The following is a 21,622-nucleotide window of genomic DNA, read 5'->3' as shown; positions in this document are numbered from 1 at the left end:
CCAGCATCTGCTTGGGGCGTTCGGGAGTCGACATCGGCCAGAGACGCGTGCCCGACCCGCCCGACAGGATGACAGGGATGATCGGCGTGGAAAGCGGCATTCGCTAAACTCCTGTTGCATTCCGTCTCTAGGCGCAGAGCGGCCCCATAGAAACTGCCGAAGGTTAACGTCGATCCACGGCGTTCAACCTTTGTTTGTCAATTTCTGCGACAGCGAATCACGCGTGTCGGAATTGTTTACACGCGAGCCCGGACATGGGGGCGGCAAGGACTGCGCGAACGATGATCAGGCTGTTCAAGCATTACATACCCAATGCCGTGCTCCTGCTCGGACTGTTCGACCTCGTCCTGCTGATAATCGCGGGCGACCTCGGCTGGACACTCCGCGCGCGCCAGATCGGCATGGCGGTACTCCCGATCCAGACCCGAATCCCGCAATTGCTGACCTTCGCCGCCACGATCGAGCTCGCGATGATCGCGGTCGGCGTGTATGGCGCGACCTCGCTCCAGTCGCTGCGCCACGCCGCGGCGCGCCTGCTCGTCGCGGTCTCGCTCGGCGTGATCTTCCTCAGCGCGATCCTGTTTCTGATGCCGGCGATCACCCTGTGGCGATCGAACCTGCTCTATTCGATGTGCATCGCCGTCGCATCGCTGATCGCGCTCAGGATCCTGCTCGGCAAGACTCTTGGCGGGCAGGTGTTCAAGCGCCGCGTCGTCGTCCTCGGCGCCGGCGCCCGCGCGGCGCGGCTGAAGGCGCTCGCCCAGACTCCCGGCGCCGGCTTCGTCGTCGTCGGCTATGTCTCGATGAGCGAACCGGCGCGTGTCATTCCCGAGGCGATCGCGCGCGACGCGATCTACAATCTCGCTGACCATGTCGTGCTGCTCAACGCAAGCGAAGTGGTGCTTGCGCTCGAGGAGCGCCGCAATGCGTTGCCGCTCAAGGACCTGTTGCGGATCAAGACCACCGGCGTCCATGTCAACGAGATTTCGACCTTTCTCGAGCGCGAGACCGGCCGGGTCGACCTGCAGAGCGTCAACCCCAGCTGGCTGATCTTCTCCGACGGTTTCTCCTCGGGCCGGATGCTGTCGAGCCTGTTCAAGCGGTTGTTCGATATCGCCGCCAGCCTCGTGCTGCTGATCCTGACGCTGCCACTGATCCTGGTCACCGCGATCGCGATCAAGCTCGAGAGCAGGGGCCCGGCTTTCTATCGCCAGCGCCGGGTCGGGCTCTACAGCGTCGGCTTCGACGTGATCAAATTGCGCTCCATGCGCCAGGACGCGGAGGTCGACGGCAAGGCGGTCTGGGCCGAGAAGGACGATCCGCGCATCACCCGGATCGGCCGGATCATCCGCAAGCTCAGGATCGACGAACTGCCCCAGACATGGTCGGTGCTGAAGGGCGAGATGAGCTTTGTCGGCCCGCGCCCGGAGCGCCCTCAATTCGTCGACGATCTCGAGCAGCAACTCAATTATTATGCCGAGCGCCACATGGTGAAGCCGGGCATCACCGGCTGGGCGCAGATCAACTATCCCTATGGCGCCTCGATCGACGATGCGCGGCAGAAGCTCGAATATGATCTCTATTATGCGAAGAACTACTCGCCGTTCCTCGACCTGCTGATCCTGCTGCAGACGATCCGCGTCGTGCTGTGGCCAGAGGGTGCGCGTTGAGGCGATGCCGGTGACCATCATCCTCTGGAGCCACGCGCTCGCCGCCTTGCTGTTCGCAGGCGTCGCGCTGACTAGGCTGCGCGACGCGGGAACCGCCCTGCCGCGACTGACCTTCATGATCGCGCTCGGTGTCACCGCGCTCTGGGCGCTCGCGGTGGCCGGAATCGGGGCGACCGACATGGTGACCCAGATCGCCGAAGCCGCACGCAATCTCAGCTGGTTCAGCTTCATGTTCGCGCTCGTGCGCCGCGATCGCGACACACCCGAAACCCGCGCCATCGCGCTCCTCTACGGAGTCGTCGGGGTGATCGTGGTGGCAAGCGCTGCGCTCGCGATCGCCGACCAGGCGATCGGCCACGAAACCCTGCCCGCCCTCGGGACGGTGGGCGTGCTGCTGCGGACGATGATCGCGATCAGCGCCCTTGTGCTGGTCAACCATCTCTATTCGACGGTCGCGCCACCCGCGCGCGGCGGCATCAGGCTCGCGGTCATCGCCCTGGCGGCGATGTGGGGCATCGACCTGCTGCTTTATGCAAGCGCTTATCTGAGCGGCACCAGCAGCCCGCCCGTGCTGCTCGCCACCCGCGGCATGGTGATGGCGCTTGCCGCCCCGGTCTTCGCGATCGCGGTGCAGCGCAACGGCGACTGGACGCTGCAATTGTCGCGCACCGTCGCCTGGCAGACACTCTCCTTCGCCGCGACCCTGCTCTATGCGGTCGCGATGCTCGCTGCGACCAGCGCGATCGCTGCGTTCGGCGGCGACAATGCGCGCGTGTTGCAGACCGCCTTTGTGTTCGGTTCGACCGCTGCCGTCCTCACCATCCTCTCCTCGCCCTGGCTCCGCGCCTGGACCAAGGTGAAGCTCGCCAAGCATTTCTTCAGCCACCGCTACGATTATCGCGCGGAGTGGATCCGCTTCACCGACACGCTCGGCAAGCCCGACGAGGGCGCGGCCCCGCTCGACGAACGGATCGTGAAGGCAGTCGCCGATTTGACCGATTCGCCCTCGGGCCTGTTGCTCGTACCCGACGGCACCGGGCTCGGCATCGGCCCGGGCTGGAACTGGGCGCCCGACGGACTGCCCCACACCGGCAACGACGAAGCGCTTGCGACCTATCTCGGCGCGAGCGGCCGGATCATCGAGCTCGATGCGGTGCGCAGCGAGAGCGCCACGCCGGAAGAGATTGCCGCCGCTCCATTGTGGATGGTCAATGAGAGCCACGCCTGGGCACTGGTCCCGCTGGTCCATCTCGACCGCTTGCAGGGCGCGATCCTGCTCGCCAGGCCGCCGGTCGACCGCGCGCTCGACTGGGAGGATTTCGACCTGCTGCGCATCGCCGGCCGCCAGGTCGCGAGCTATCTGGCCGAGGCCCGCGCGCAGGAAGCGCTTTCGGATGCCCAGCGCTTCGACGAATTCAACCGCCGCTTCGCCTTCATCATGCACGACATCAAGAATCTGGTGAGCCAATTGACCCTCGTCGCCCGCAATGCCGAACGCCATGCCGACAACCCCGATTTCCGCGCCGACATGGTCGCAACCCTGCAGGATTCGGCCGGGCGGATGAATGACCTGCTCGCGCGGCTGTCCCAGCATCATTCAGGCCGGGCCGAGGAGCTGCGGCCGGTCGAGGTGCTGCCGCTGGCCGAAGGCGTCGCCGCCCGGCGCCGCGCCCAGCATCCGATCGCCGTGATCGGAGACCGCCGCGCGCTGGCCCTGGTCGACCCGGCCCGGTTCGAGCAGGCGCTCGGCCATCTCGTCCAGAACGCAATCGAGGCGAGCGATCCGGCCGAACCGGTGACGATCGCGATCATGACCGAGGGTGGTCAGATGGTGGTCGACGTGATCGATCAGGGATGCGGCATGACCCCCGCCTTTATCCGCGAAAAGCTGTTCAGACCGTTCACCTCGTCCAAGCCGGGCGGCTTCGGTGTCGGCGCCTTCGAGGCGCAGCAGCTCGTGCAGGCAATGGGCGGCAGCGTTTCGGTGGCAAGCCGCGAGGGCGAAGGCACGCGGTTCCGCGTGACGCTCGCCGCACCGCGCTCGACGTCGCTCGAGGAGGCGGCATGACCGACATGAAAGAGACCCGCCCCAAGCTGCTGATCGTCGAGGACGATACCGGGCTGCAGCGACAATTGCGCTGGGCTTATGAAGATTATGACGTTGTCGTCGCCGGCGACCGCGCCTCCGCACTCGATATGGTGCGTTTGGAGGAACCTGCCGTCGTCACGCTCGATCTCGGCCTTCCGCCCGACCCCGACGGCGTGAGCGAGGGCTTCGCGACCCTGGAGGCAATCCTGGCGCTCAAGCCTGATACCAAGGTGATTGTCGCCTCCGGCCATGGTGCGCGCGACAGCGCCTTGAAGGCGATTGCCGATGGCGCATGGGATTTCTACGCCAAGCCGATCGACATCGACGCGCTCGGCCTGATCGTCGCGCGTGCCTTTCATGTCCATGCGCTCGAGGCGGAGAACCGCCGGCTCGCCGAACGGCAGGAGGGCGAGACTGCGCTCGGCGGCATGATCACCGCGTCGCCCGAGATGCTCAAGGTCACCCGCACCATCGAGCGGGTGGCGGGCGCGGACGTATCGGTGATGCTGCTCGGCGCGAGCGGCACCGGCAAGGAATTGCTTGCGCGCGGCCTGCATGATGCGAGCCCGCGCGCAAGGGGCGCGTTCGTCGCGATCAACTGCGCCGCGATCCCCGACACGCTCCTCGAAAGCGAATTGTTCGGGCACGAGAAGGGAGCCTTTACCGGCGCGGTGAAGACGACCGAAGGCAAGATCGAGCAGGCCCAGGGCGGTACGCTGTTCCTCGACGAGGTCGGCGACATCCCCCTGCCGCTTCAGGTCAAGCTGCTCCGCTTCCTTCAGGAACGGGTGATCGAGCGGATCGGCGGCCGCAAACCGATTCCGGTCGACACGAGGATCGTCTGCGCCACACACCAGGATGTCGACGCAATGGTCGCCGATGGTCGCTTCCGCGAGGATCTGTATTACCGGCTCGCCGAGATCGTCGTGCGCATTCCGTCGCTCGCCGAGCGGTCGGGCGATGCCGGGCTGCTCGCGCGCCACTTCCTCAAAAAATACGCCAAGTCGATGAACCCCGGCGTGACCGGGCTGTCGGCCGAGGCCCGCACGGCGATCGACGCCTGGAGCTGGCCGGGCAATGTCCGCGAGCTCGAGAACCGGATGAAACGCGCCGTGATCATGGCCGAGGGCAAGCTCGTCACCGCGGCCGATCTCGATCTGCCTGGCAATGCCGAGGAGATGCCGCTCAACCTGCGCGCGGCGCGCGAGACAGCCGATCGCAAGGCGATCCGCCACGCACTGGCGCGCGCCGAGGGCAATATCTCGAACACCGCCAAGCTGCTCGGGGTGAGCCGGCCGACGCTCTACGACCTGCTGAAGAGCTATGATCTCCATGCGTAATCGCCGCCCCCTCATGATTGCCGGCTCGCTCTCGATTCTGGCGGCGGCACTCATCGCGTTCGCCTCCACCGGCTCCGCCCGTGCCGCCGGTGCCGCCGATGCGCGCCTCGAGCTTTCGCGGAGCCTCGGCCTGCTCCATGCCGGCAATATCAGCGCGGCACGGCGCCATGCCCAGGCGGCGATCAAGGCTGATCCGGGCTGGGGCCTGGCCCATGCCGTGCTGGCGCGCATCTATCTTGCGCTCGAGGACGGCGTCGCCGCCGAGGGCGAGCTCGGTCGCGCCAGGGACGCCGGCTTCGATATCGAGCGCGCGCATCAGCTCTACGCCCATGCCTGGCTGCTCCAGGGCGACCCGAAGCGCGCGATCGCGGAAGCGGGCAAGGCAGAGCCGCGCTTCGCTGGATATGCCCTGCGCGTCGGCGCGCGGGCGCTCGCCGCACAGGGCGATCTGCCGGGCGCGCAGCAGACGCTCGCGCGGCTGCTCGCAGTCGCACCCAGGGACAGCGCAGCCTGGTCGGATCTCGGACGCGTCCGCTATACGTCGGGTGACACTGCGGGCGCGATCGACGCGGCGACCAGGGCGATCGCGCTCGACGGCAACAATATCGAGGCGCTGACGCTGCGCGGCGAGCTGGTCCGCGGCCAATATGGCCTGGTCGCTGCGCTCCCCTGGTTCGAGGCGGCGCTGAAGCATGACGCCTATTACCATCCGGCACTGATCGAATATGCCGCCACGCTGGGAGATGCCGGGCGCTATGCGGATATGCTGGAGGCTACCCGCCACGCGCTTGCGGCACGGCCAGGCAGCCCACAGGCCTTTTATCTCCAGGCGGTCCTCGCCGCACGCGCTGGCAATTACGATCTGTCGCGGTCGCTGATGGAGCGGACCGCCGGCAAGCTTGACGGGCTGCCCGGTGCGATGCTGCTTGGCGGTGTGCTCTCCTACCAGGCCGGCGCCTATGAGCAGGCGATCGAGCAATGGCGCGGTCTGGTCGGCCGCCAGCCGATGAACCTCTCGGTGCGCAGGTTGCTCGCGACTGCGCTACTCCGATCGGGCGACGCCAAGAGCGCGCTCGACGTGCTGCGCCCGATCGCGCTGCGCGGCGATGCCGACAGCTATACGCTCAGCCTTGTCGCCCGCGCTTTCGAGCGGACCGGCGAGCGCGACTGGTCGAGCAGGTTCCTCGATCGCGCTGCCTGGCCGGCGCATGGCGGATCGACCCCCTTCGGTACTGACGACAGCCTGCCCGTGCTCGGCAATGCCGCCAATGACGCGCCCGACGATCCCGTGCTCAGGCTCGACTATCTTCGCGGCCTGATCGATGCCGGCGACACCGGCGCTGCGCTCGGCCAGGCGCAGGCGCTTGCGCGCGACCATCCCGGCGCGCCTGCTGCTCAGCTCGCGCTCGGTGATGTGCTCATGGTGATGAAGCGCTATGGCGACGCCGCCACGGCTTATGCCCGCGCCGCCGATGCGCGGTTCGACGAGCCGACGATGCTCCGCGCGGTCGATGCGCTCGATCGTGGCGGCCGCCGGCAGGAGGCGGCAAATGTGCTGGCGCTGTTCCTGTCGCAGAATCCGCAGAGCATCGCCGGCCAGCGGCTCGCCGCGCACTGGCAGATCGCCGGCGGCGACTGGGACACGGCGATCGACACGCTCGAGGGGCTGCGCGGCCAGATCGGCAATCGTGACGGGGCGCTGCTCGCCGAGCTTGCCTATGCCTATATCGGGGATGACGATCCCGATACCGGGCTGGTCTATGCCAGAGCCGCGTATCGCCTCGCGCCGATGAACCCGGTCGCGACCGATGCCTATGGCTGGGCGCTCTACCAGCAGGGCAATACCGGGCCCGCGCTGCAGCTGCTCGAAAAAGCAGCCTCGATCGCGCCCGAGCATTCGGTGCTGCGCTGGCATCTCGGCCAGGCCTATGCCGATCTCGGCCGCAAGGCTGAGGCGGTCAGCCAGATCAAGGCGGCCCTGGCCGATCCAGGCTTCGACGATCGGAATGCGGCGATCGCGGCGTTGAAAGCATTGGGAACGCCTATTGCCTGATGGTCGGCTCCTTGTAACACGCCGCGCATGACCGACCCTCTCGCCCGCATCGCCGACGCGCTCGATCGCCTCTCTCCACCATCCCCCGCGCCGGCCGACCCGCTCACCCACCCGGCCTATATCTGGCGGGGCGATACGCTGACCGCCGCGCGCTCTTTCGAGGCGCAGCCGCTCGACCAGCTCCGCAATATCGATCTGCAGAAAGCCGCCCTGCTCGCCAATCTCGAACGCCTTGCCGCCGGATCGGCCGCGCACGACGTGCTGCTCTGGGGCGCGCGCGGCACCGGAAAATCGGCGCTGGTGAAAAGTGCGACCGCAGCCGTGCAGGCGGCTGGCGGCGACCTCGCGCTGATCGAAGTGGTGACCACCCGGCTCGACACGCTGCCTGCCCTGTTCGCCGCGATCGCGCCGGTCAGGCGTGCCTTCATCCTGTTCATCGACGATCTCGGCTTCGATGCAGCCGGCGATGCCCGCGCACTCCGCTCGATGCTCGAAGGCGGTGCGGAGGCCCGGCCGGCCAATGCTCGTCTGGTCGTCACCTCGAACCGTCGCCATCTGATCCCGCGCGACATTGCCGAGCAGGAGAGCGCGATCAACCCGCGTGACTCGATCGATGACAGCCTCGCGCTCGCCGACCGTTTCGGGCTCAGCCTCGGCTTCCACGCAATCGACCAGCACACCTATCTGGCGATCGTCCAGGGCTATGCAACGGCGCATGGCCTCGCCTTCGATCCGCAGGATGCGATCGGCTGGGCAACGCGGCGCGGCAGCCGATCAGGCCGTGTCGCCTGGCATTATATCGTCGATCTCGCCGGGCGGAGCGGGCGATCGCTGTCATAATATTGATCTCGGGCAGCTTTATCTCAGGTGCGGCTTGACTTGATCCTGCCGCACTGGCGTGATTCCGGTCATGAAACATATCGGCGACTTCGATCTCTGCGACCGCTTGTCGCCCACCATCCCGGTCTGGGTGACTCAGGTCGGTGTGGGCCTTTTGTCGGTTGTCGCTGCGCGGATCGTGCGGATGATCTTCGATATCGTTGCCGGAGGCGCGGCGCCGTTCGCCCTGATCTATCCAGCGATCATGCTCGCGACACTGTTCGCGCGCGCTTTCGCCGGGGTGATCACCGCCACGATCATGATCCTCTATATCTGGTATTATCTCTATCCGATCGAGAACAGCTTCCGCTTCGCAAACCCTGCAGAGGCGTTTTCGGTGATTGTCGTGGTGATCACCGCGATCATGACGATCCTCATCGCCGAGCTGTTCCGCAGCGTCGCCCGAAAGGCGACGCAGGAGCGCGATCGCCAGATCGCCGATCGCGACCTGTTCCTCGCCGAGTTCGACCACCGGATGAAGAATAATTTCGCGATCGTCGCGGGGTTGCTCGACATGCAGAAGCGCCGTGCGAGCAACCCGGCGACCGCCGAGGCGCTCGAAACCGCGCAGATGCGGGTCGACAGCATCGCCCGCGCGCACCGCCATCTCTATCGCGGCAGTGGCCAGCCCGGTGCGGTCGAGATGAAGGAGTATCTCGGCGATCTCTGTGCGGCACTCTCCGAATCGCTGTTTCCGCGGGGTGGCATCACCCTGGTCTGCAACAGCGACAAGGCCGCCGTGCCGCGCGACCGCGCGGTATCGATCGGGCTGGTGATCAACGAGCTCGTCACCAACGCGGCCAAGCACGCCTTTCCCGGCCGCGAGGTCGGCACCATCGTCGTCACCTTTCGCGCGAAGCCGGACGGTTGGGTCGTCATGGTTGCCGATGATGGCGTCGGCATGCCCGAAGCCGTTGCCACACCCGGCCCCGATCATGGCCTGGGCAGCCGCCTGATCGAGGCCTTTGCCCGTCAGGCCGGAGGCGCGATCACCACCGAAAGCGACGGTACCGGCACGCGGGTGACCATGGGCCTGGCGGCGTAGTCTCGGGAAGCTTCTTACCCCAACGCCTCGGCCTGCTCGGCGAGCTCAAGCCAGCGATGCTCCGCCGCGTCCTTCCGGGCCCGGGCCGTATCGATCGCCTTCATCAGCCGGTCGAACGCCGCCGGATCGCGCGCATAGAGATCGGGATCGGCCAGCGCCGCCTCGTCGCGCGCGATGGCTGCCTCAAGCTGCTCGATCTGCTTGGGCAGCAGTTCGTAGTCGCGCTGGTCCTTGTAGGTGAGCTTGACCTTCGGCGCCGGCGGCGCGGTCGGCTCCACCTTGCGCGGATTGGCGCGCTTGCCGCCGAGCACGCGCTGCTTGCGGCGCTTCTCCCAATCCTCATAACCGCCCGCGACCACGTCCACCGTGCCCGAGCCATCGAGCCCGAGCGTGATGGTCACGGTACGGTCGAGAAAGTCGCGATCATGGCTGACGATCAGGACCGTGCCGTCATAGTCCGAAATCACTTCCTGCAGCAGGTCGAGCGTCTCGAGATCGAGGTCGTTGGTCGGCTCGTCGAGCACCAGCAGGTTCGAGGGCCGGGCGAATTCGCGCGCAAGCAGCAGCCGCGACCGCTCGCCGCCCGACAGGGTTCCGACCAGGGCATCGACCAGCCCCGGCTCGAACAGGAACTCCTTGAGATAACCGATGACGTGTTTCTTGACGCCCTGCACCTCGATCCAGTCGCCGCCATCGGCGAGCACTTCGCGCACCGTCTTGTTGGGCGCCATCAGGCTGCGCTGCTGATCGATGACGATCCGGTCGAGCGTCTTGGCGAGGCGGATATGCCCCGTGTCCGGCGCCAGCTCTCCAGTCAGCAGCTTGAGCAGGGTCGTCTTGCCGGCGCCGTTTGCACCGACGATGCCGATCCGGTCGCCGCGCGTGATCCTGAGCGTCAGGTCCTTGATAATCGTCCGGTCACCAAAGCTCTTGCTGACGCCCTTGACGTCGATCACCACCTTGGTCCGGACATCGTCGCTGCCGATCGACAGGTTGGCGGTGCCCTGCGGCCCCATCATCGCTGCACGCACCGCGCGCATCTCGTGGAGCTTGGAGAGTCGGCCCTGGTTGCGCTTGCGCCGCCCGGTCACGCCGCGCAGCAACCAATGCTCCTCGAGCTTGAGCTTGGCGTCGAGCTTCTCGGCATTGCGCGCTTCTTCGGCATAGACCTGCTCGGTCCAGGCCTCGAAACCGCCAAAGCCGATCTCGGCGCGCCGCACCGATCCGCGATCGAGCCACAGTGTCTGCTTCGTGAGGCGAGTCAGGAAGGTGCGATCATGGCTGATCACGATGAAGGCGCCCCTGAACCGCCCGAGCCAATCCTCGAGCCAGTCGATCGCTGCGATGTCCAGATGGTTGGTTGGCTCGTCGAGCAGCAGCACATCGGGGTCCATCGCCAGCGCGCGGACGATCGCGGCGCGGCGGCGCTCGCCGCCCGATGCGCTCGCTGATTCACGCGTCAAGTCGATGCCGAGCTGATCGGCGATCGCATCGGCCTCGTGCCGCGCGGGCGCGTCATCGCCCGACAGCACGTAATCGAGCAATGTTGGGAAGTTGGCGAGGTCAGGCTCCTGTTCGAGCAGGACGACACGGGTGCCGGGCACGATCGTCCGCCGACCCTCGTCCGCCTCGATCTTGCCGGCGATCAGCTTGAGGAGCGTCGTCTTGCCGGCGCCGTTGCGGCCGATCAGTGCAAGCCGATCGCGCGCGCCGATATGGATGTCGAGCCCGCGGAACAGCCACCCCGAGCCCTGGATGATGCCGAGATTTTCATAAGCGAGGATTGGTGCTGCCATGGCGGTCCGTTAGGGCGCGCGCGGCGCGCGGGCAAGTTGCCCCGGAACGTGACCGACGCCTGAAGGGCGCATTCACAGGCTGTTCAAGCCGCGCTCCCTATGCGAAGCCGATGAAGATGCTCGTTACCCTCGCGTTATCCGCACTCGCCGCGCTCGGCCCGGTACCCGCCACGGCGGAGCCCGACCAGAAGCGCGACCAGCAGCGCGCGTTCGACGAAATGCGCAACGGCCGCATCCTGCCGCTGCGTGATATCGAGGCGCGCGTGCTTCCGTCGATGCGCGGCGCGCAATATATCGGCGTCGACTTCGATTCGGAGAGTGCCATTTACACGCTCAAATTCCTGCGCAATGGAAATGTCATCTGGGTTGAGGTGGACGGCCGTTCCGGCCGCACGCTCGGCCGTACCGGCAATTGATGCGCCCAATCGGCGGCGCTGGCCAAGGGGATAATCAATGCGCGTTCTAATCGTCGAGGACGAGCCCAGCCTGGGCCAGCAGCTCAAGAACACCCTGGAGGGTGCTGGCTATGCCATCGACCTCGCAACCGACGGCGAGGAAGGCCATTTCCTCGGCTCGACCGAGAATTACGACGCGATCGTGCTCGATCTGGGGCTGCCCGAGATCGATGGACTGACTGTGCTCGATCGCTGGCGCAAGGAAGGCCGCACCGCCCCGGTGCTTGTGCTGACCGCGCGGGACAGCTGGTCCGACAAGGTCGCCGGCCTCGATGCCGGTGCCGACGATTATGTCGCCAAGCCGTTCCAGAGCGAGGAGCTGATCGCCCGGCTGCGCGCGCTGATCCGTCGCGCCTCGGGCAACGCGTCATCCGAACTGATGGCGGGCGATGTCCGTCTCGACACCCGCTCGGGCAAGGTCACGCTCGCCGGCGAGCCGGTCAAGCTGACCGCGCAGGAGTACAAATTGCTCAGCTATCTGCTCCATCACAAGGGCAAGGTGGTCAGCCGGACCGAGCTGATCGAGCATATTTACGACCAGGATTTCGATCGCGATTCGAACACGATCGAGGTGTTCGTCACGCGCATCCGCAAGAAGCTTGGGCAGGATGTGATCACCACCATCCGGGGGCTGGGCTACAGCCTCGAGGATCCGGATGCGTGACGACACGCCTGTAGCCCTTTTGCTGTCATCCCCGCGAAAGCGAGGACCCATCATGAGTGGCCGGAGAGGGACCCCCGCTTTCGCGGGAAAGACGGAAAATGGCTGACGGTCCGGAAGCATCCGCAGTCGAAAACCGGCCGGACGTCGTCCCGCCAGCGGCACCCGCCGCGACAATGCCCGCCACCGACATCCGTCCGCCCAACCCCTATGTCCGGGTGCGCACCACCGGATCGCTCAGCCGCCGGATGATCTTCATCGCGGCGGGCTGGATTCTCCTGCTCCTCACCGGCGGCGGCTTCGCGCTCGACCGGGTGCTGACCGCGGCCGTCACCCGCAATTTCGACGACCAGCTCGAATATGTGCTGACCGCGCTGATCGTCTCGTCCGAGATCGGCCCGGACGGCGAGGTCGTGTTCAATCGCGAGCCGGCCGACCAGCGTTTCCTCGAGCCCTATTCGGGGCTCTATTGGCAGGTCAGCGGCAAGGGCCGCGACCCCTTCGCCTCGCGCTCGCTCTGGGACCGGCGGCTCGCCTTTGTCAGCAATCACAACGATCTCATCGTCCACGCTTATGACAGCGTGCAATTCCCCGACGAGAAATTGCGCATCCTCGAACGCGATGTGAAACTGCCCGGATCGCCCGTCCGCTGGCGCTTCCAGGTGGCCCAGAGCCGCGACGGCCTCGATGCGCAGATCAGCACGCTCAGGCGAACCCTGGTCCGAAGCTTCGTCCTGCTCGCCGTCGGGTTGATCGTCATGGCGGGCCTGCAGACCTTCTACGGCCTGTGGCCGCTCCGCCGCGTGCGCGAGGAGATCGCCCGCATGCGCGCGGGCAAGTCGCGCCAGGTCGAGCGCGCCATGCCGAACGAGGTCGCGCCTTTGGTCGAGGAACTCAACGCGCTGATCGAGCATAACGAGAAACAAGCCGAGGAGGCACGCCGCCACGCCGGCAACCTCGCCCATGCGCTCAAGACGCCGCTGACGGTGATCATGAATGCAGCCACTGCCCAGGCCGACGATCTCGGCGAGACGGTGATCCGCGAGGCGCGGACGATGCGTCGCCAGGTCGATCATCATCTCGCCCGCGCCCGTGCCGTGGGCCGCCGCGGCTCCGCGCACAGCCGGGCCGATGTGTGGCCGAGCCTCGAATCGGTCGAGCGCGCGGTGGGGCGGCTCTACCGCCATGTCCGCATCGACATCGCCGGGCCGAAGACGTTGCAGGTTCATGTCGAGCGCCAGGATCTCGATGAAATGCTCGGCAACCTGATTGAGAACGCAGCGAAATATGGCGGTGGGAGCGTGTTCGTGACGGTTAGCGCCCAGGCCGGTTTCGTCGAATTCCTGATCGAGGATGACGGCGTCGGGATCCCCGAGGAGGAACGCCAGCGTATCTTCGACCGGGGTGCGCGGCTCGACACGGGCAAACCGGGAACGGGTTTGGGACTGGCGATCGTGCGTGACGTGGCCGAGATTTACGAGGGCACGGTCAGCCTCGAGGAAAGCGAGGATTTGGGCGGGTTGCTGGTACGACTGAGGCTACCGGCAGCGAATTGACTTGCGGCCAGGACCGTCACCCCGGACTTGTTCTGGGGTCCACTGTCCCGCACGCGCAACGCCCGAAACTCCTGCGGCCCGGTGGATGCCGGAACAAGTCCGGCATGACGGTTGAGCTCAGACCGCCTTCTTCATCTCCCGCATTACCTCAGCGGTGATCTCGAGGCTCCGTTTGCGGGCGGCATGATCATAGATCGCACTCGCCACCATCACCTCGTCGACGCCGGTCCGCTTGACGAACGCCGCAAGGCCGCGCGCAACCGTCGCAGCGCTGCCGACCGCCGAGCACTCGAGCACATGATCGAGAATCCGCGCGCCCTGCGGACCGAGGGTCTCGCGATAGCCGGGCACCGGCGGCGGCAATTGGCGCGGGTTGCCGGTGCGCAATGCCACGAACGCCTGTTGCTGCGAGCTCGCGAGCAGTTCGGCCTCAGCATCGGTATCAGCGGCGAAGACGTTGAACCCGGCCATCACATGCGGCTTTCCCAGCGCCGGCGAAGGCCTGAAGTCACGCCGGTAGATCCCGATCGCCTGATCGAGCGCATCGGGCGCGAAATGCGAGGCAAAGGCATAAGGAAGCCCAAGCGCCGCCGCGAGCTGCGCGCCGAACAGACTCGAGCCCAGGATCCACAGCTCGGGCTTGGCCCCCGCACCCGGGGTCGCGCGAATGCCGGTCTTGCCGTCGTCGGCGAAATAGCTTTGCAGCTCGAGCACGTCCTGCGGAAAGGCGTTCGGGTCACTTTCCAGCGTGCGTCTGAGCGCGCGCGCGACGATTTGGTCCGAACCCGGCGCACGGCCGAGCCCGAGGTCGATCCGGCCAGGAAACAGCGCATCGAGCGTGCCGAACTGCTCGGCGATCACCAAAGGTGCGTGGTTGGGCAGCATGATCCCGCCCGCGCCCACCCGGATGCTCTCCGTTGCCGCTGCAACGTGCGCGATGACGACCGCAGTCGCCGCGCTGGCGATTCCGGACATGCCGTGATGCTCGGCAACCCAATAGCGGGTGAAGCCGAGGCGTTCGGCATGGCGCGCCAGATCCGCTGCGTTGGCGAGCGATTGCGCCACGCTGCCGCCCTGGACGACGGGCACGAGATCGAGAAGGGAATAGTCTGTCATGTGCGGGAGATGGGGAGCCTCGCCCCGTTCCGCCAGCCGTCGGAAATCCACCGACCAGCGAACCACGCCGCCGACATCCATGGCAAACATCCGGGACAAAGGCGATGGTCCCTGCCTTGCCCGCAGCGCCCTGCACGCCTAGAGCCGCGCGGCCATGCTCGCGCGCCTCCTCCCCATCCGCAACTGGATTTTCGACCTCGACAATACGCTGTATCCGGCGAGCGCCCGGCTGTTCGACCTGATTGACGCGAAGATGACGGCCTATATTGCCGATCGCTTCGGCTGTGACCTTGTCGAGGCGCGCCGAATCCAGAAGGGATATTTTCACGGCCACGGCACCACGCTTGCCGGGCTGATGGCCGAGCATCATGTCGATCCGCACGAATTCCTCGATTTCGTCCATGATATCGAGATGGACGTGCTCGAGGAGAATCTCCCGCTTGCCGCCGCGATCGCGAAGCTTCCCGGCAGGAAGATCGTCTTCACCAATGCCGATAGGCCCTATGCCGGGCGTGTGCTCGACCGGCTCGGCCTCGGCGCCAGCTTCGAAGCGGTGCACGACATCCATGCCATGGACCTGAAGCCGAAGCCGCAGCAATCCGCCTATGCCGGGCTGTGCGCCGCGTTCGGCATCGACCCGGCGGAAAGCCTGTTCGTCGAGGATATGGCGCGCAACCTGAAACCGGCGAAGGCGATCGGCATGACGACGGTCTGGGTGGACAATGGCTCCGAACAGGCGGGCGATACCGATCACAGCTATATCGATTTCACGACCCACGATATCCGGCACTGGCTGGAAGAGATAATGGAGACGGCATGAGCGACCTGCAGGGCATCATCGAGGCGGCATGGGACGCGCGCGACACCATCAGCGCGAACACCACGGGCGCGGTGCGCGATGCAGTCGATGGGGCGCTCACCCTGCTCGATTCAGGCGCAGCACGTGTCGCGGAGCCTGACGGCGCCGGCGGCTGGCGGGTGAACCAGTGGCTGAAGAAAGCAGTGCTGCTCTCCTTCCGCCTCAACGACAATGCGCTGGTCGATGGCGGCGCGGCGGGCGCGCCCGCCTTCGACAAGGTCCCTTCGAAATTCGCCGGCTGGGGCGAGGCCGAGTTTCGCTCTGGCGGCTTCCGCGTCGTCCCCGGCGCTGTCGCGCGCCGCGGCGCCTTCATCGGCAAGGGCGCCGTGCTGATGCCGAGCTTCGTCAATATCGGCGCCTGGGTCGGCGAAGGCACCATGGTCGATACCTGGGCGACGGTCGGCAGCTGCGCGCAGATCGGCCGTAACGTCCATATCTCGGGCGGGGCCGGCATCGGCGGGGTGCTCGAACCGCTCCAGGCCGATCCCGTCATCATCGGCGACGGCGCGTTCATCGGTGCCCGCTCGGAAGTGGCTGAAGGCGTCCGCGTGGGCGAGGGCGCAGTGCTGTCGATGGGAGTCTATCTCGGCGCCTCGACCAAGATCGTCGATCGCGCCACGGGCGAGATCTTCCGCGGCGAAGTCCCGCCTTACGCAGTGGTCGTTCCCGGCAGCATGGGCGGGGGAGACGGCAAGCCGGCGCTTTACTGTGCCGTGATCGTCAAGCGGGTCGACGCCCAGACCCGCTCGAAGACAAGCATCAACGAACTGCTCAGGGATTGATCCGCAAGCTCGCCTGCCTGTTCCTGTTGCTGGCGGCCGCCCCGGCACCGCCCGCCCCCGAGTCTCGACCAGTACCGAACGATCCGGCCGAAATCGTCCGAACCTTGCCGCATGATCCGCACGCTTTCACCGAGGGTCTGTTCTACCGCGACGGCTATTTCTACGAGAGCACCGGCGAGGTCGGCCATTCGACGATACGCAAGGTCAACGTCGAGACCGGTAAGGTCGTCCGGAGCGTCACCATCCCGCCGCCCTATTTCGGCGAGGGAATCGTCGCTTTCGGCAAGGAGCTGTTCAGCCTCACCTGGCAGCAGCAGATCGGCTTTCGCTGGTCGATCGATACGATGCGCAAGCGCGGCGTCTTCCATTATCCCGGCGAAGGCTGGGCGCTCACCACCGATGGCAAGTTCATCATCATGTCGGACGGCACCGCGAGCTTGCGTTTCCTCGATCCGGTGACGCTGATCGAACGCCGCCGTCTTGACGTCACTGCGGACGGCGTGCCGGTCGACCAGCTCAACGAGCTCGAATATGTCGATGGCGAGATTCTCGCCAATGTCTGGCGGACCAACGATATCGTCCGGATCGACCCCGCGACCGGGCATGTCATCGGCTGGATCGATGTGTCGGCGCTCGCCGCCACCATCCATGCTAGTGATCCCGACGCAGTGCCCAACGGAATCGCCTGGGATGCCGCCGGCCGGCGCCTGTTCGTCACCGGCAAGGACTGGCCGGTGATGTTCGTCATCAAACCGCCGAGGCGGCATTAGCCGGCTGACGTCTCGACAACGTCACACCCCGCTCCTATCCCGCGCCCAACATCTTCAGGGAATCCCGCACCAATGACAACCGCCAGCAAGGTCCTCGACCGAGTCCTCGTGCTCGAAATGGTGCGCGTCACCGAAGCCGCCGCGATCGCCGCCTCGAAGCTGGTCGGCCGCGGCGACGAAAAGGCGGCCGATCATGCCGCGGTGGAGGCGATGCGCGCCGCGCTCAACGAGCTCTATATGGACGGTACCGTCGTGATCGGCGAAGGCGAGCGCGACGAGGCCCCGATGCTCTATATCGGCGAGAAGGTCGGCTCGGCGATCGGCAAGGGCCCGAAGATCGATATCGCGCTCGATCCGCTCGAAGGCACCACGATCTGCGCCACCGCCGGCCCCAATTCGCTCGCGGTGCTGGCGATCGCCGAACAGGGCGGCCTGCTCAACGCGCCCGACGTCTATATGGACAAGATCGCGGTCGGCCCGGGCTATCCCGAAGGCATCATCGATCTCGACAAGTCACCGACCGAGAATGTCATCGCCATCGCCGCCGCCAAGGGGGTCAGCCCGGCCGAAATCATCGCCTGCGTACTCGATCGGCCGCGCCACGAAAAGCTGATCGCCGAGTTGCGCAGCCTCGGCTGTGGCATCATGCTGATCGGCGACGGCGATGTCGCCGGCGTGATCGCGACGACCAACCCGGACACGACGATCGACATCTATATGGGCGCCGGCGGCGCTCCCGAGGGCGTGCTGGCAGCCGCTGCGTTGCGCTGCGTCGGCGGGCAGTTCAAGGGTCGCCTCCTGTTCCGCAACGACGACGAGCGCGCCCGCGCGCACAAATGGGGCGTGACCGATCTCGACAAGCAATATGACCTGACCGAGCTCGCCCGTGGCGACTGCATCTTCGCCGCGACCGGCGTGACGGACGGCTCGCTGCTCGCCGGCGTCAAGCGCAAGGCACGCGTGATGACGACCGAAAGCGTCGTGATGCGTGCCAGCTCCGGCACGGTGCGCTGGGTCAGGGGTGAGCACCGCATCGGCTGATGGGTGCGCCTCTCGCATCTGCGAACAATTTTTTCCGCACGTGCGAACAAGCCACTGCGCTCTAACGCCTTCTTAACCAGCCCTGTTTAGATCTTGCCTTCCGACGATTTGCTACATCCGGCGGGAAGGTTCATCCACTTGAGCGACCAGACGACATCTAAGCAGCTCCCTGAGCCTGGCAGCATCAGCGACTCGCTGAACATCGCTGAGCGCGTGGCGCTGTTCGGCTTCACCGCCGAGGACCTCGCGCTTTCGAAGAAAATGTGGACGATCATCGAGCCCGAGGCCCGCTCGATTTCCGAGACGCACTGGAATCAGTGGCACCGCTTCTTCGGCAATCGCGATCGCTTCGTCGCCCATGATCATGAGCGCGCCATCGAACTCGGCATCGCCTATCTGCGCAATCGCTACCAGCATCCCGATCAGCGCGAGTGGGTGCGATCGGCCGAGCGCACCGTCGCCGCTGCCTTCGCGGCCAATGTGTCGCTGACCGCGATCCTGTCGATGACCTGCGCCGGCGCGAGCAAGACCCTTGAAATCCTGTCGAACGGCTATGATTGCAGCAAGGAGGAGCGGCAGCAGATCAGCGAGGTGTTCTCGCGGCTGCGGTCGCTTGAATGCGACGTCTATGCCTCGCTCTACAGCAGCTATATCGGCTTCGATGCGCAAAAGCAGCGCGACCAGCTTGCCGACACGTTCCGCGACGGCTTCGCGATGACAGTCGAATCAGCCACCCAGGAAGGCGCGGCGTTGCGCGAGCAGACCATGCGCAGCTCGGCCTCGGCACGCGGCATGCTCGGCAAGGCAACCGAGGTCGCGGCGGCAGCCGAACAATCAGCCGTCGCGATGCGCGAGGCGGCCCGCACCGCCGCCGGCCTGATCCGCGCCATCGAGGATGCCCGGGGCGAGGTCGAGGCGGCAGCCGAGATCGCAACCCGCGCCTCGATCCAGGCAGGCGCCGCGGTCGGCATGTCCGAGGCGCTGAGCGGCCATGCCAATTCGATCGAAAGCATCCTCGGCCTGATTCGCGACATCGCCGGCCAGACCAACCTGCTCGCGCTCAACGCAACGATCGAGGCCGCGCGCGCCGGCGATGCCGGCCGCGGGTTCGCGGTCGTCGCACAGGAAGTGAAGAGCCTCGCCAGCCAGACCGCGCGCGCCACCGACGACATCGCCGGCAAGATCGCCGCGATCCAGTCGGCCACCAAGGGCGCGGTCGAAACCAATGCCGGCATCCGCGCGACGGTTTCCGAGGTGCAGGAAAGCGCCAATCGGATCCGTCTCGCCATGGAGTCGCAGGCTCAGACCGTCACCGCGATCACCGCCGCGGTCGATGAGACAGCGCTCGCCGCCGACGTCATGTCGACCAACATCACCATGATCCATGAGGATACCGAAACCGTCGCCGCGCAGATCGACAGCGTCGGCCGCGGCTTTGACGTGCTCGACGGGCGGCTCGGCAACCTCAAGACAAGCGCCGGCGACTTCGCGGCGAGGGTCGCCGCCTGAGCTGAGGGCTGGTGTCCCGTGTCTCTCCTTCCCGGCCTTCGCCGGGGAAACGGGAGTGAGCGTGCCGAAAGAATATCGTCGTTAACAACTTCAGGCTGACCTCCCGGCTGCCCCACATCCCACCAATTCCAACCAGATCGACTACGTCTCCCGTTGCGTGGAACGTACCGTGGGATGATTGTTTCGCCCTCGTGCCAAAGCCTTGTGCTTGCCTTGGCGCATGCGGGCGACAGCGTACCCGTCGCCGGATTCAGTGAATTCGAAAGGGGCGACGATGACATCAACCATCACCGGATCCATCACGGGGCGCCGGATCGGCCGGCGGGGGATTGCCGCGGGCATTTCAGCGGTTGCCGGGATCGGCCTGCTGACCGCCGCGGCGACGAAGCCGCGGCCGGCACCCCCGCCCTCCTATCTCGCCGCCTTCCCGAATTTCTCGCCGATCCTGACGCCGCAATTCCCCGGCGACGTCGATATCGCGCTCAAGACCCGGCTCGAGAAACTGCAGAAATTCCCCGAGGTGCAGCGCGAGTTCGACCTCTATTCCTGGCAGATGTTCTTCGCGCTGAACTGGCCGACCAACAATCAGGGCAAGCCGGCGCCCTCGCTCACCAGCACAGCCTTCGGCGCGCCGCGCTGGACTCTCTGGCATAATTCAAGCGCGATCTTCCAGCCGGACGGGGCGCGGCCGGCCGCCTGCGGGCTCCAGGCGGCGGCGAACAATCTCGTCTTGCGCCGCGATCTCAGCAAGCCGGTCAGCCGCGGCCTTCAGCCCTTCTCGCTCGCGTCTACCGCCAATGCCGATCCGCGCACGACGCGTTTCCTCGGCGTGATCTCGGCGGTGGGCGAGCTCAACGCCTCCAATCTCAGCGACATCAAGCAGGCCTTCAGCGGCCCGCTGATCGATCAGAATGGCGAGTTCGTCTATTACGAGATCATGATCAATCCCGAAGAGGTGAACTATCTCTGCGCGAACAATCTCTACAATATCAACGGCCAGGTCGCCTTCAGCCAGGGCGGCGGCAAGGTCGACATGCCGTTCGGCACGCCCAAGATCGACTGGAGCGGCTCGACCGAGCTGAAATTCGCCTGGCGCATCCTGAAGCAGGGCAAGGATGATTTCAGCCGCTTTTACACTACCCAGGCGGTCGTCATCGATCAGGGCCCTGACGGCAAGCAGCTCGAACGCCATGTGACGGTCGGCCTGGTCGGCATGCATATCGCCCACAAGAGCTCGACCTCGCCGCAATGGATCTGGTCGACTTTCGAACAGGTCGACAATCTCGATGTCGATCCGGTCGCCCATCCCAATCTGAAGCCCAATTTCACTGATGTCGGCTGCCCGATCTGTGCGGTGAACACGCTGCCGGTGAAGAACAATGCCGGGGTCTATCCGCGCATCCCCACCCAGGCCTGGCGCGCCATCCCGATTCCGGGCGACAAGAAGGCGCTCAATGCCCAGGTCCAGGCCTCGCTCCACCGGATGGGCAGCGTCTGGCAATATTATGAGCTGATCGACACCCAGTGGCCGACTGACCCGAGCGCACCACCGTCGCCTTGGGACGGCGGCCTGCCCGATGCGGTCACCAACAAGGCCGGCGGCCGCGTCACCCCGGTGATGCTCACCAACATCACCATGGAAACCTATTTCCAGAAGGGCAACCAGCCGGCGTGCAACGGCGAGGAGACGCCCAGTTCCTACACGGGCTGCGGCACCGACAAGGCCGAGCCGCCGATATGGAATGCACGGCTCAACAATCTCGGCCATCCGGTCAAGCCAGGGCTCAACACCTCGGCCTTCATGACCGAGAGCTGCACCGGCTGCCATTCGTCGGCGGGCATCTATACCAGCTACGATCCCAAGACCGGAGCCAACACCCAGTCGGGCCAGCTCACCGGGGACTTCTCCTGGCTGATGGCGCAAAAAGCGAGCTACGCCGGCGGCGCCGCCCCGACGACCCCGCCGCCTGCGGTACTGCGCGCGAAGAGGAATGAATAGGC

At 66.0% G+C, this 21,622-nt stretch carries 18 protein-coding genes; 15 read left to right on the top strand and 3 right to left on the bottom strand.

What is annotated here, in order from left to right:
• Nucleotides 1–100, bottom strand: a 100-nt coding sequence (locus ABD050_RS19145) for a sugar phosphate nucleotidyltransferase (RefSeq protein WP_343890439.1), incomplete at its 3' end; no start/stop codon positions are given.
• A gap of 181 nt (nt 101–281) precedes the next feature.
• Between ABD050_RS19145 and ABD050_RS19140 the strand changes: the two genes are divergently transcribed.
• From ABD050_RS19140 to ABD050_RS19115, 6 genes are all read left to right on the top strand, one after another.
• On the top strand, nt 282–1,670 hold the full coding sequence (locus tag ABD050_RS19140) for a TIGR03013 family XrtA/PEP-CTERM system glycosyltransferase (RefSeq protein WP_343891094.1): 1,389 nt from the start codon (nt 282–284) through the stop codon (nt 1,668–1,670).
• Between the two features lie 4 nt (nt 1,671–1,674).
• Nucleotides 1,675–3,738 carry an XrtA/PEP-CTERM system histidine kinase PrsK gene (prsK, locus tag ABD050_RS19135; protein WP_343891093.1) on the top strand — a complete coding sequence of 688 codons (2,064 nt, stop codon included), beginning with the start codon at nt 1,675–1,677 and terminating at the stop codon, nt 3,736–3,738.
• A gap of 5 nt (nt 3,739–3,743) precedes the next feature.
• On the top strand, nt 3,744–5,099 hold the full coding sequence (gene prsR, locus ABD050_RS19130; RefSeq protein WP_343891098.1) for a PEP-CTERM-box response regulator transcription factor: 1,356 nt from the start codon (nt 3,744–3,746) through the stop codon (nt 5,097–5,099).
• The gene (locus tag ABD050_RS19125) at nt 5,092–7,152 is read left to right on the top strand and encodes a tetratricopeptide repeat protein (protein WP_343891092.1); all 2,061 of its coding nucleotides are present in this window, start codon (nt 5,092–5,094) and stop codon (nt 7,150–7,152) included. Before prsR ends, ABD050_RS19125 begins: the two co-directional genes overlap by 8 nt.
• A gap of 27 nt (nt 7,153–7,179) precedes the next feature.
• The gene (locus ABD050_RS19120) at nt 7,180–7,992 is read left to right on the top strand and encodes an ATP-binding protein (RefSeq protein WP_343891091.1); all 813 of its coding nucleotides are present in this window, start codon (nt 7,180–7,182) and stop codon (nt 7,990–7,992) included.
• Nucleotides 7,993–8,062: 70 nt separating this feature from the next.
• Nucleotides 8,063–9,076: a sensor histidine kinase gene (locus ABD050_RS19115; RefSeq protein WP_343891090.1), complete on the top strand. Its 1,014-nt coding sequence runs from the start codon at nt 8,063–8,065 to the stop codon at nt 9,074–9,076.
• 14 nt (nt 9,077–9,090) lie between these two features.
• On the opposite strand, the gene ABD050_RS19110 is transcribed toward ABD050_RS19115, so the two are convergent.
• Complete coding sequence (locus tag ABD050_RS19110) at nt 9,091–10,872, bottom strand: ABC-F family ATP-binding cassette domain-containing protein (protein ID WP_343891089.1); 1,782 nt, start codon at nt 10,870–10,872, stop codon at nt 9,091–9,093.
• A 110-nt stretch (nt 10,873–10,982) separates the two neighbouring features.
• On the opposite strand from ABD050_RS19110, the gene ABD050_RS19105 reads away from it, so the two are divergent.
• The 3 genes from ABD050_RS19105 (at nt 10,983) to ABD050_RS19095 (ending at nt 13,544) form a co-directional block, all read left to right on the top strand.
• Nucleotides 10,983–11,288, top strand: coding sequence for a hypothetical protein (locus ABD050_RS19105; RefSeq protein WP_343891088.1), 306 nt, complete (start codon nt 10,983–10,985; stop codon nt 11,286–11,288).
• Nucleotides 11,289–11,325: 37 nt separating this feature from the next.
• Complete coding sequence (locus tag ABD050_RS19100) at nt 11,326–11,991, top strand: response regulator transcription factor (protein ID WP_332720422.1); 666 nt, start codon at nt 11,326–11,328, stop codon at nt 11,989–11,991.
• A gap of 173 nt (nt 11,992–12,164) precedes the next feature.
• The gene (locus ABD050_RS19095) at nt 12,165–13,544 is read left to right on the top strand and encodes a sensor histidine kinase (protein ID WP_343891097.1); all 1,380 of its coding nucleotides are present in this window, start codon (nt 12,165–12,167) and stop codon (nt 13,542–13,544) included.
• Nucleotides 13,545–13,661: 117 nt separating this feature from the next.
• Here the strand turns inward: ABD050_RS19095 and ABD050_RS19090 are convergent, their stop codons facing one another.
• Entirely contained in the window at nt 13,662–14,660 is a 999-nt protein-coding gene (locus ABD050_RS19090) for an LLM class flavin-dependent oxidoreductase (RefSeq protein ID WP_343891087.1), read from the bottom strand.
• Nucleotides 14,661–14,814: 154 nt separating this feature from the next.
• On the opposite strand from ABD050_RS19090, the gene ABD050_RS19085 reads away from it, so the two are divergent.
• The 6 genes from ABD050_RS19085 to ABD050_RS19060 all read left to right on the top strand — a co-directional run bounded on the left by ABD050_RS19085 (nt 14,815) and on the right by ABD050_RS19060 (nt 21,620).
• A complete protein-coding gene (locus ABD050_RS19085; protein ID WP_343891086.1) occupies nt 14,815–15,480 on the top strand; it encodes a pyrimidine 5'-nucleotidase in 666 nt (221 codons plus the stop codon).
• Entirely contained in the window at nt 15,477–16,301 is an 825-nt protein-coding gene (gene dapD, locus ABD050_RS19080) for a 2,3,4,5-tetrahydropyridine-2,6-dicarboxylate N-succinyltransferase (protein WP_343891085.1), read from the top strand. Before ABD050_RS19085 ends, dapD begins: the two co-directional genes overlap by 4 nt.
• Nucleotides 16,298–17,071, top strand: a complete 774-nt coding sequence (locus ABD050_RS19075; protein ID WP_343891084.1) for a glutaminyl-peptide cyclotransferase — start codon at nt 16,298–16,300, stop codon at nt 17,069–17,071. Before dapD ends, ABD050_RS19075 begins: the two co-directional genes overlap by 4 nt.
• 72 nt (nt 17,072–17,143) lie before the next feature.
• Nucleotides 17,144–18,112: a class II fructose-bisphosphatase gene (gene glpX, locus ABD050_RS19070; protein WP_343891083.1), complete on the top strand. Its 969-nt coding sequence runs from the start codon at nt 17,144–17,146 to the stop codon at nt 18,110–18,112.
• A gap of 138 nt (nt 18,113–18,250) precedes the next feature.
• Nucleotides 18,251–19,621 carry a methyl-accepting chemotaxis protein gene (locus tag ABD050_RS19065; RefSeq protein ID WP_343891082.1) on the top strand — a complete coding sequence of 457 codons (1,371 nt, stop codon included), beginning with the start codon at nt 18,251–18,253 and terminating at the stop codon, nt 19,619–19,621.
• A gap of 274 nt (nt 19,622–19,895) precedes the next feature.
• Complete coding sequence (locus tag ABD050_RS19060; RefSeq protein WP_343891081.1) at nt 19,896–21,620, top strand: hypothetical protein; 1,725 nt, start codon at nt 19,896–19,898, stop codon at nt 21,618–21,620.
• Nucleotides 21,621–21,622: the final 2 nt, after the last annotated feature.

Source organism: Sphingomonas oligophenolica, from assembly GCF_039522915.1.
Lineage (GTDB): Bacteria > Pseudomonadota > Alphaproteobacteria > Sphingomonadales > Sphingomonadaceae > Sphingomonas > Sphingomonas oligophenolica.
The sequence above is the reverse complement of the archived record's forward strand: the minus strand, read 5'-3'. Positions and strand labels throughout refer to the sequence as shown.

Bases quoted from the DNA above. Each gene is read 5' to 3' on its own strand.
- ABD050_RS19140 (WP_343891094.1), top strand. From the start codon at position 282: ATGATCAGGCTGTTCAAGCATTACATACCCAATGCCGTGCTCCTGCTC.
- prsK (WP_343891093.1), top strand. From the start codon at position 1,675: ATGCCGGTGACCATCATCCTCTGGAGCCACGCGCTCGCCGCCTTGCTG.
- prsR (WP_343891098.1), top strand. From the start codon at position 3,744: ATGAAAGAGACCCGCCCCAAGCTGCTGATCGTCGAGGACGATACCGGG.
- ABD050_RS19125 (WP_343891092.1), top strand. From the start codon at position 5,092: ATGCGTAATCGCCGCCCCCTCATGATTGCCGGCTCGCTCTCGATTCTG.
- ABD050_RS19120 (WP_343891091.1), top strand. From the start codon at position 7,180: ATGACCGACCCTCTCGCCCGCATCGCCGACGCGCTCGATCGCCTCTCT.
- ABD050_RS19115 (WP_343891090.1), top strand. From the start codon at position 8,063: ATGAAACATATCGGCGACTTCGATCTCTGCGACCGCTTGTCGCCCACC.
- ABD050_RS19110 (WP_343891089.1), bottom strand. From the start codon at position 10,872: ATGGCAGCACCAATCCTCGCTTATGAAAATCTCGGCATCATCCAGGGC.
- ABD050_RS19105 (WP_343891088.1), top strand. From the start codon at position 10,983: ATGAAGATGCTCGTTACCCTCGCGTTATCCGCACTCGCCGCGCTCGGC.
- ABD050_RS19100 (WP_332720422.1), top strand. From the start codon at position 11,326: ATGCGCGTTCTAATCGTCGAGGACGAGCCCAGCCTGGGCCAGCAGCTC.
- ABD050_RS19095 (WP_343891097.1), top strand. From the start codon at position 12,165: ATGCCCGCCACCGACATCCGTCCGCCCAACCCCTATGTCCGGGTGCGC.
- ABD050_RS19090 (WP_343891087.1), bottom strand. From the start codon at position 14,660: ATGACAGACTATTCCCTTCTCGATCTCGTGCCCGTCGTCCAGGGCGGC.
- ABD050_RS19085 (WP_343891086.1), top strand. From the start codon at position 14,815: ATGCTCGCGCGCCTCCTCCCCATCCGCAACTGGATTTTCGACCTCGAC.
- dapD (WP_343891085.1), top strand. From the start codon at position 15,477: ATGAGCGACCTGCAGGGCATCATCGAGGCGGCATGGGACGCGCGCGAC.
- glpX (WP_343891083.1), top strand. From the start codon at position 17,144: ATGACAACCGCCAGCAAGGTCCTCGACCGAGTCCTCGTGCTCGAAATG.
- ABD050_RS19060 (WP_343891081.1), top strand. From the start codon at position 19,896: ATGACATCAACCATCACCGGATCCATCACGGGGCGCCGGATCGGCCGG.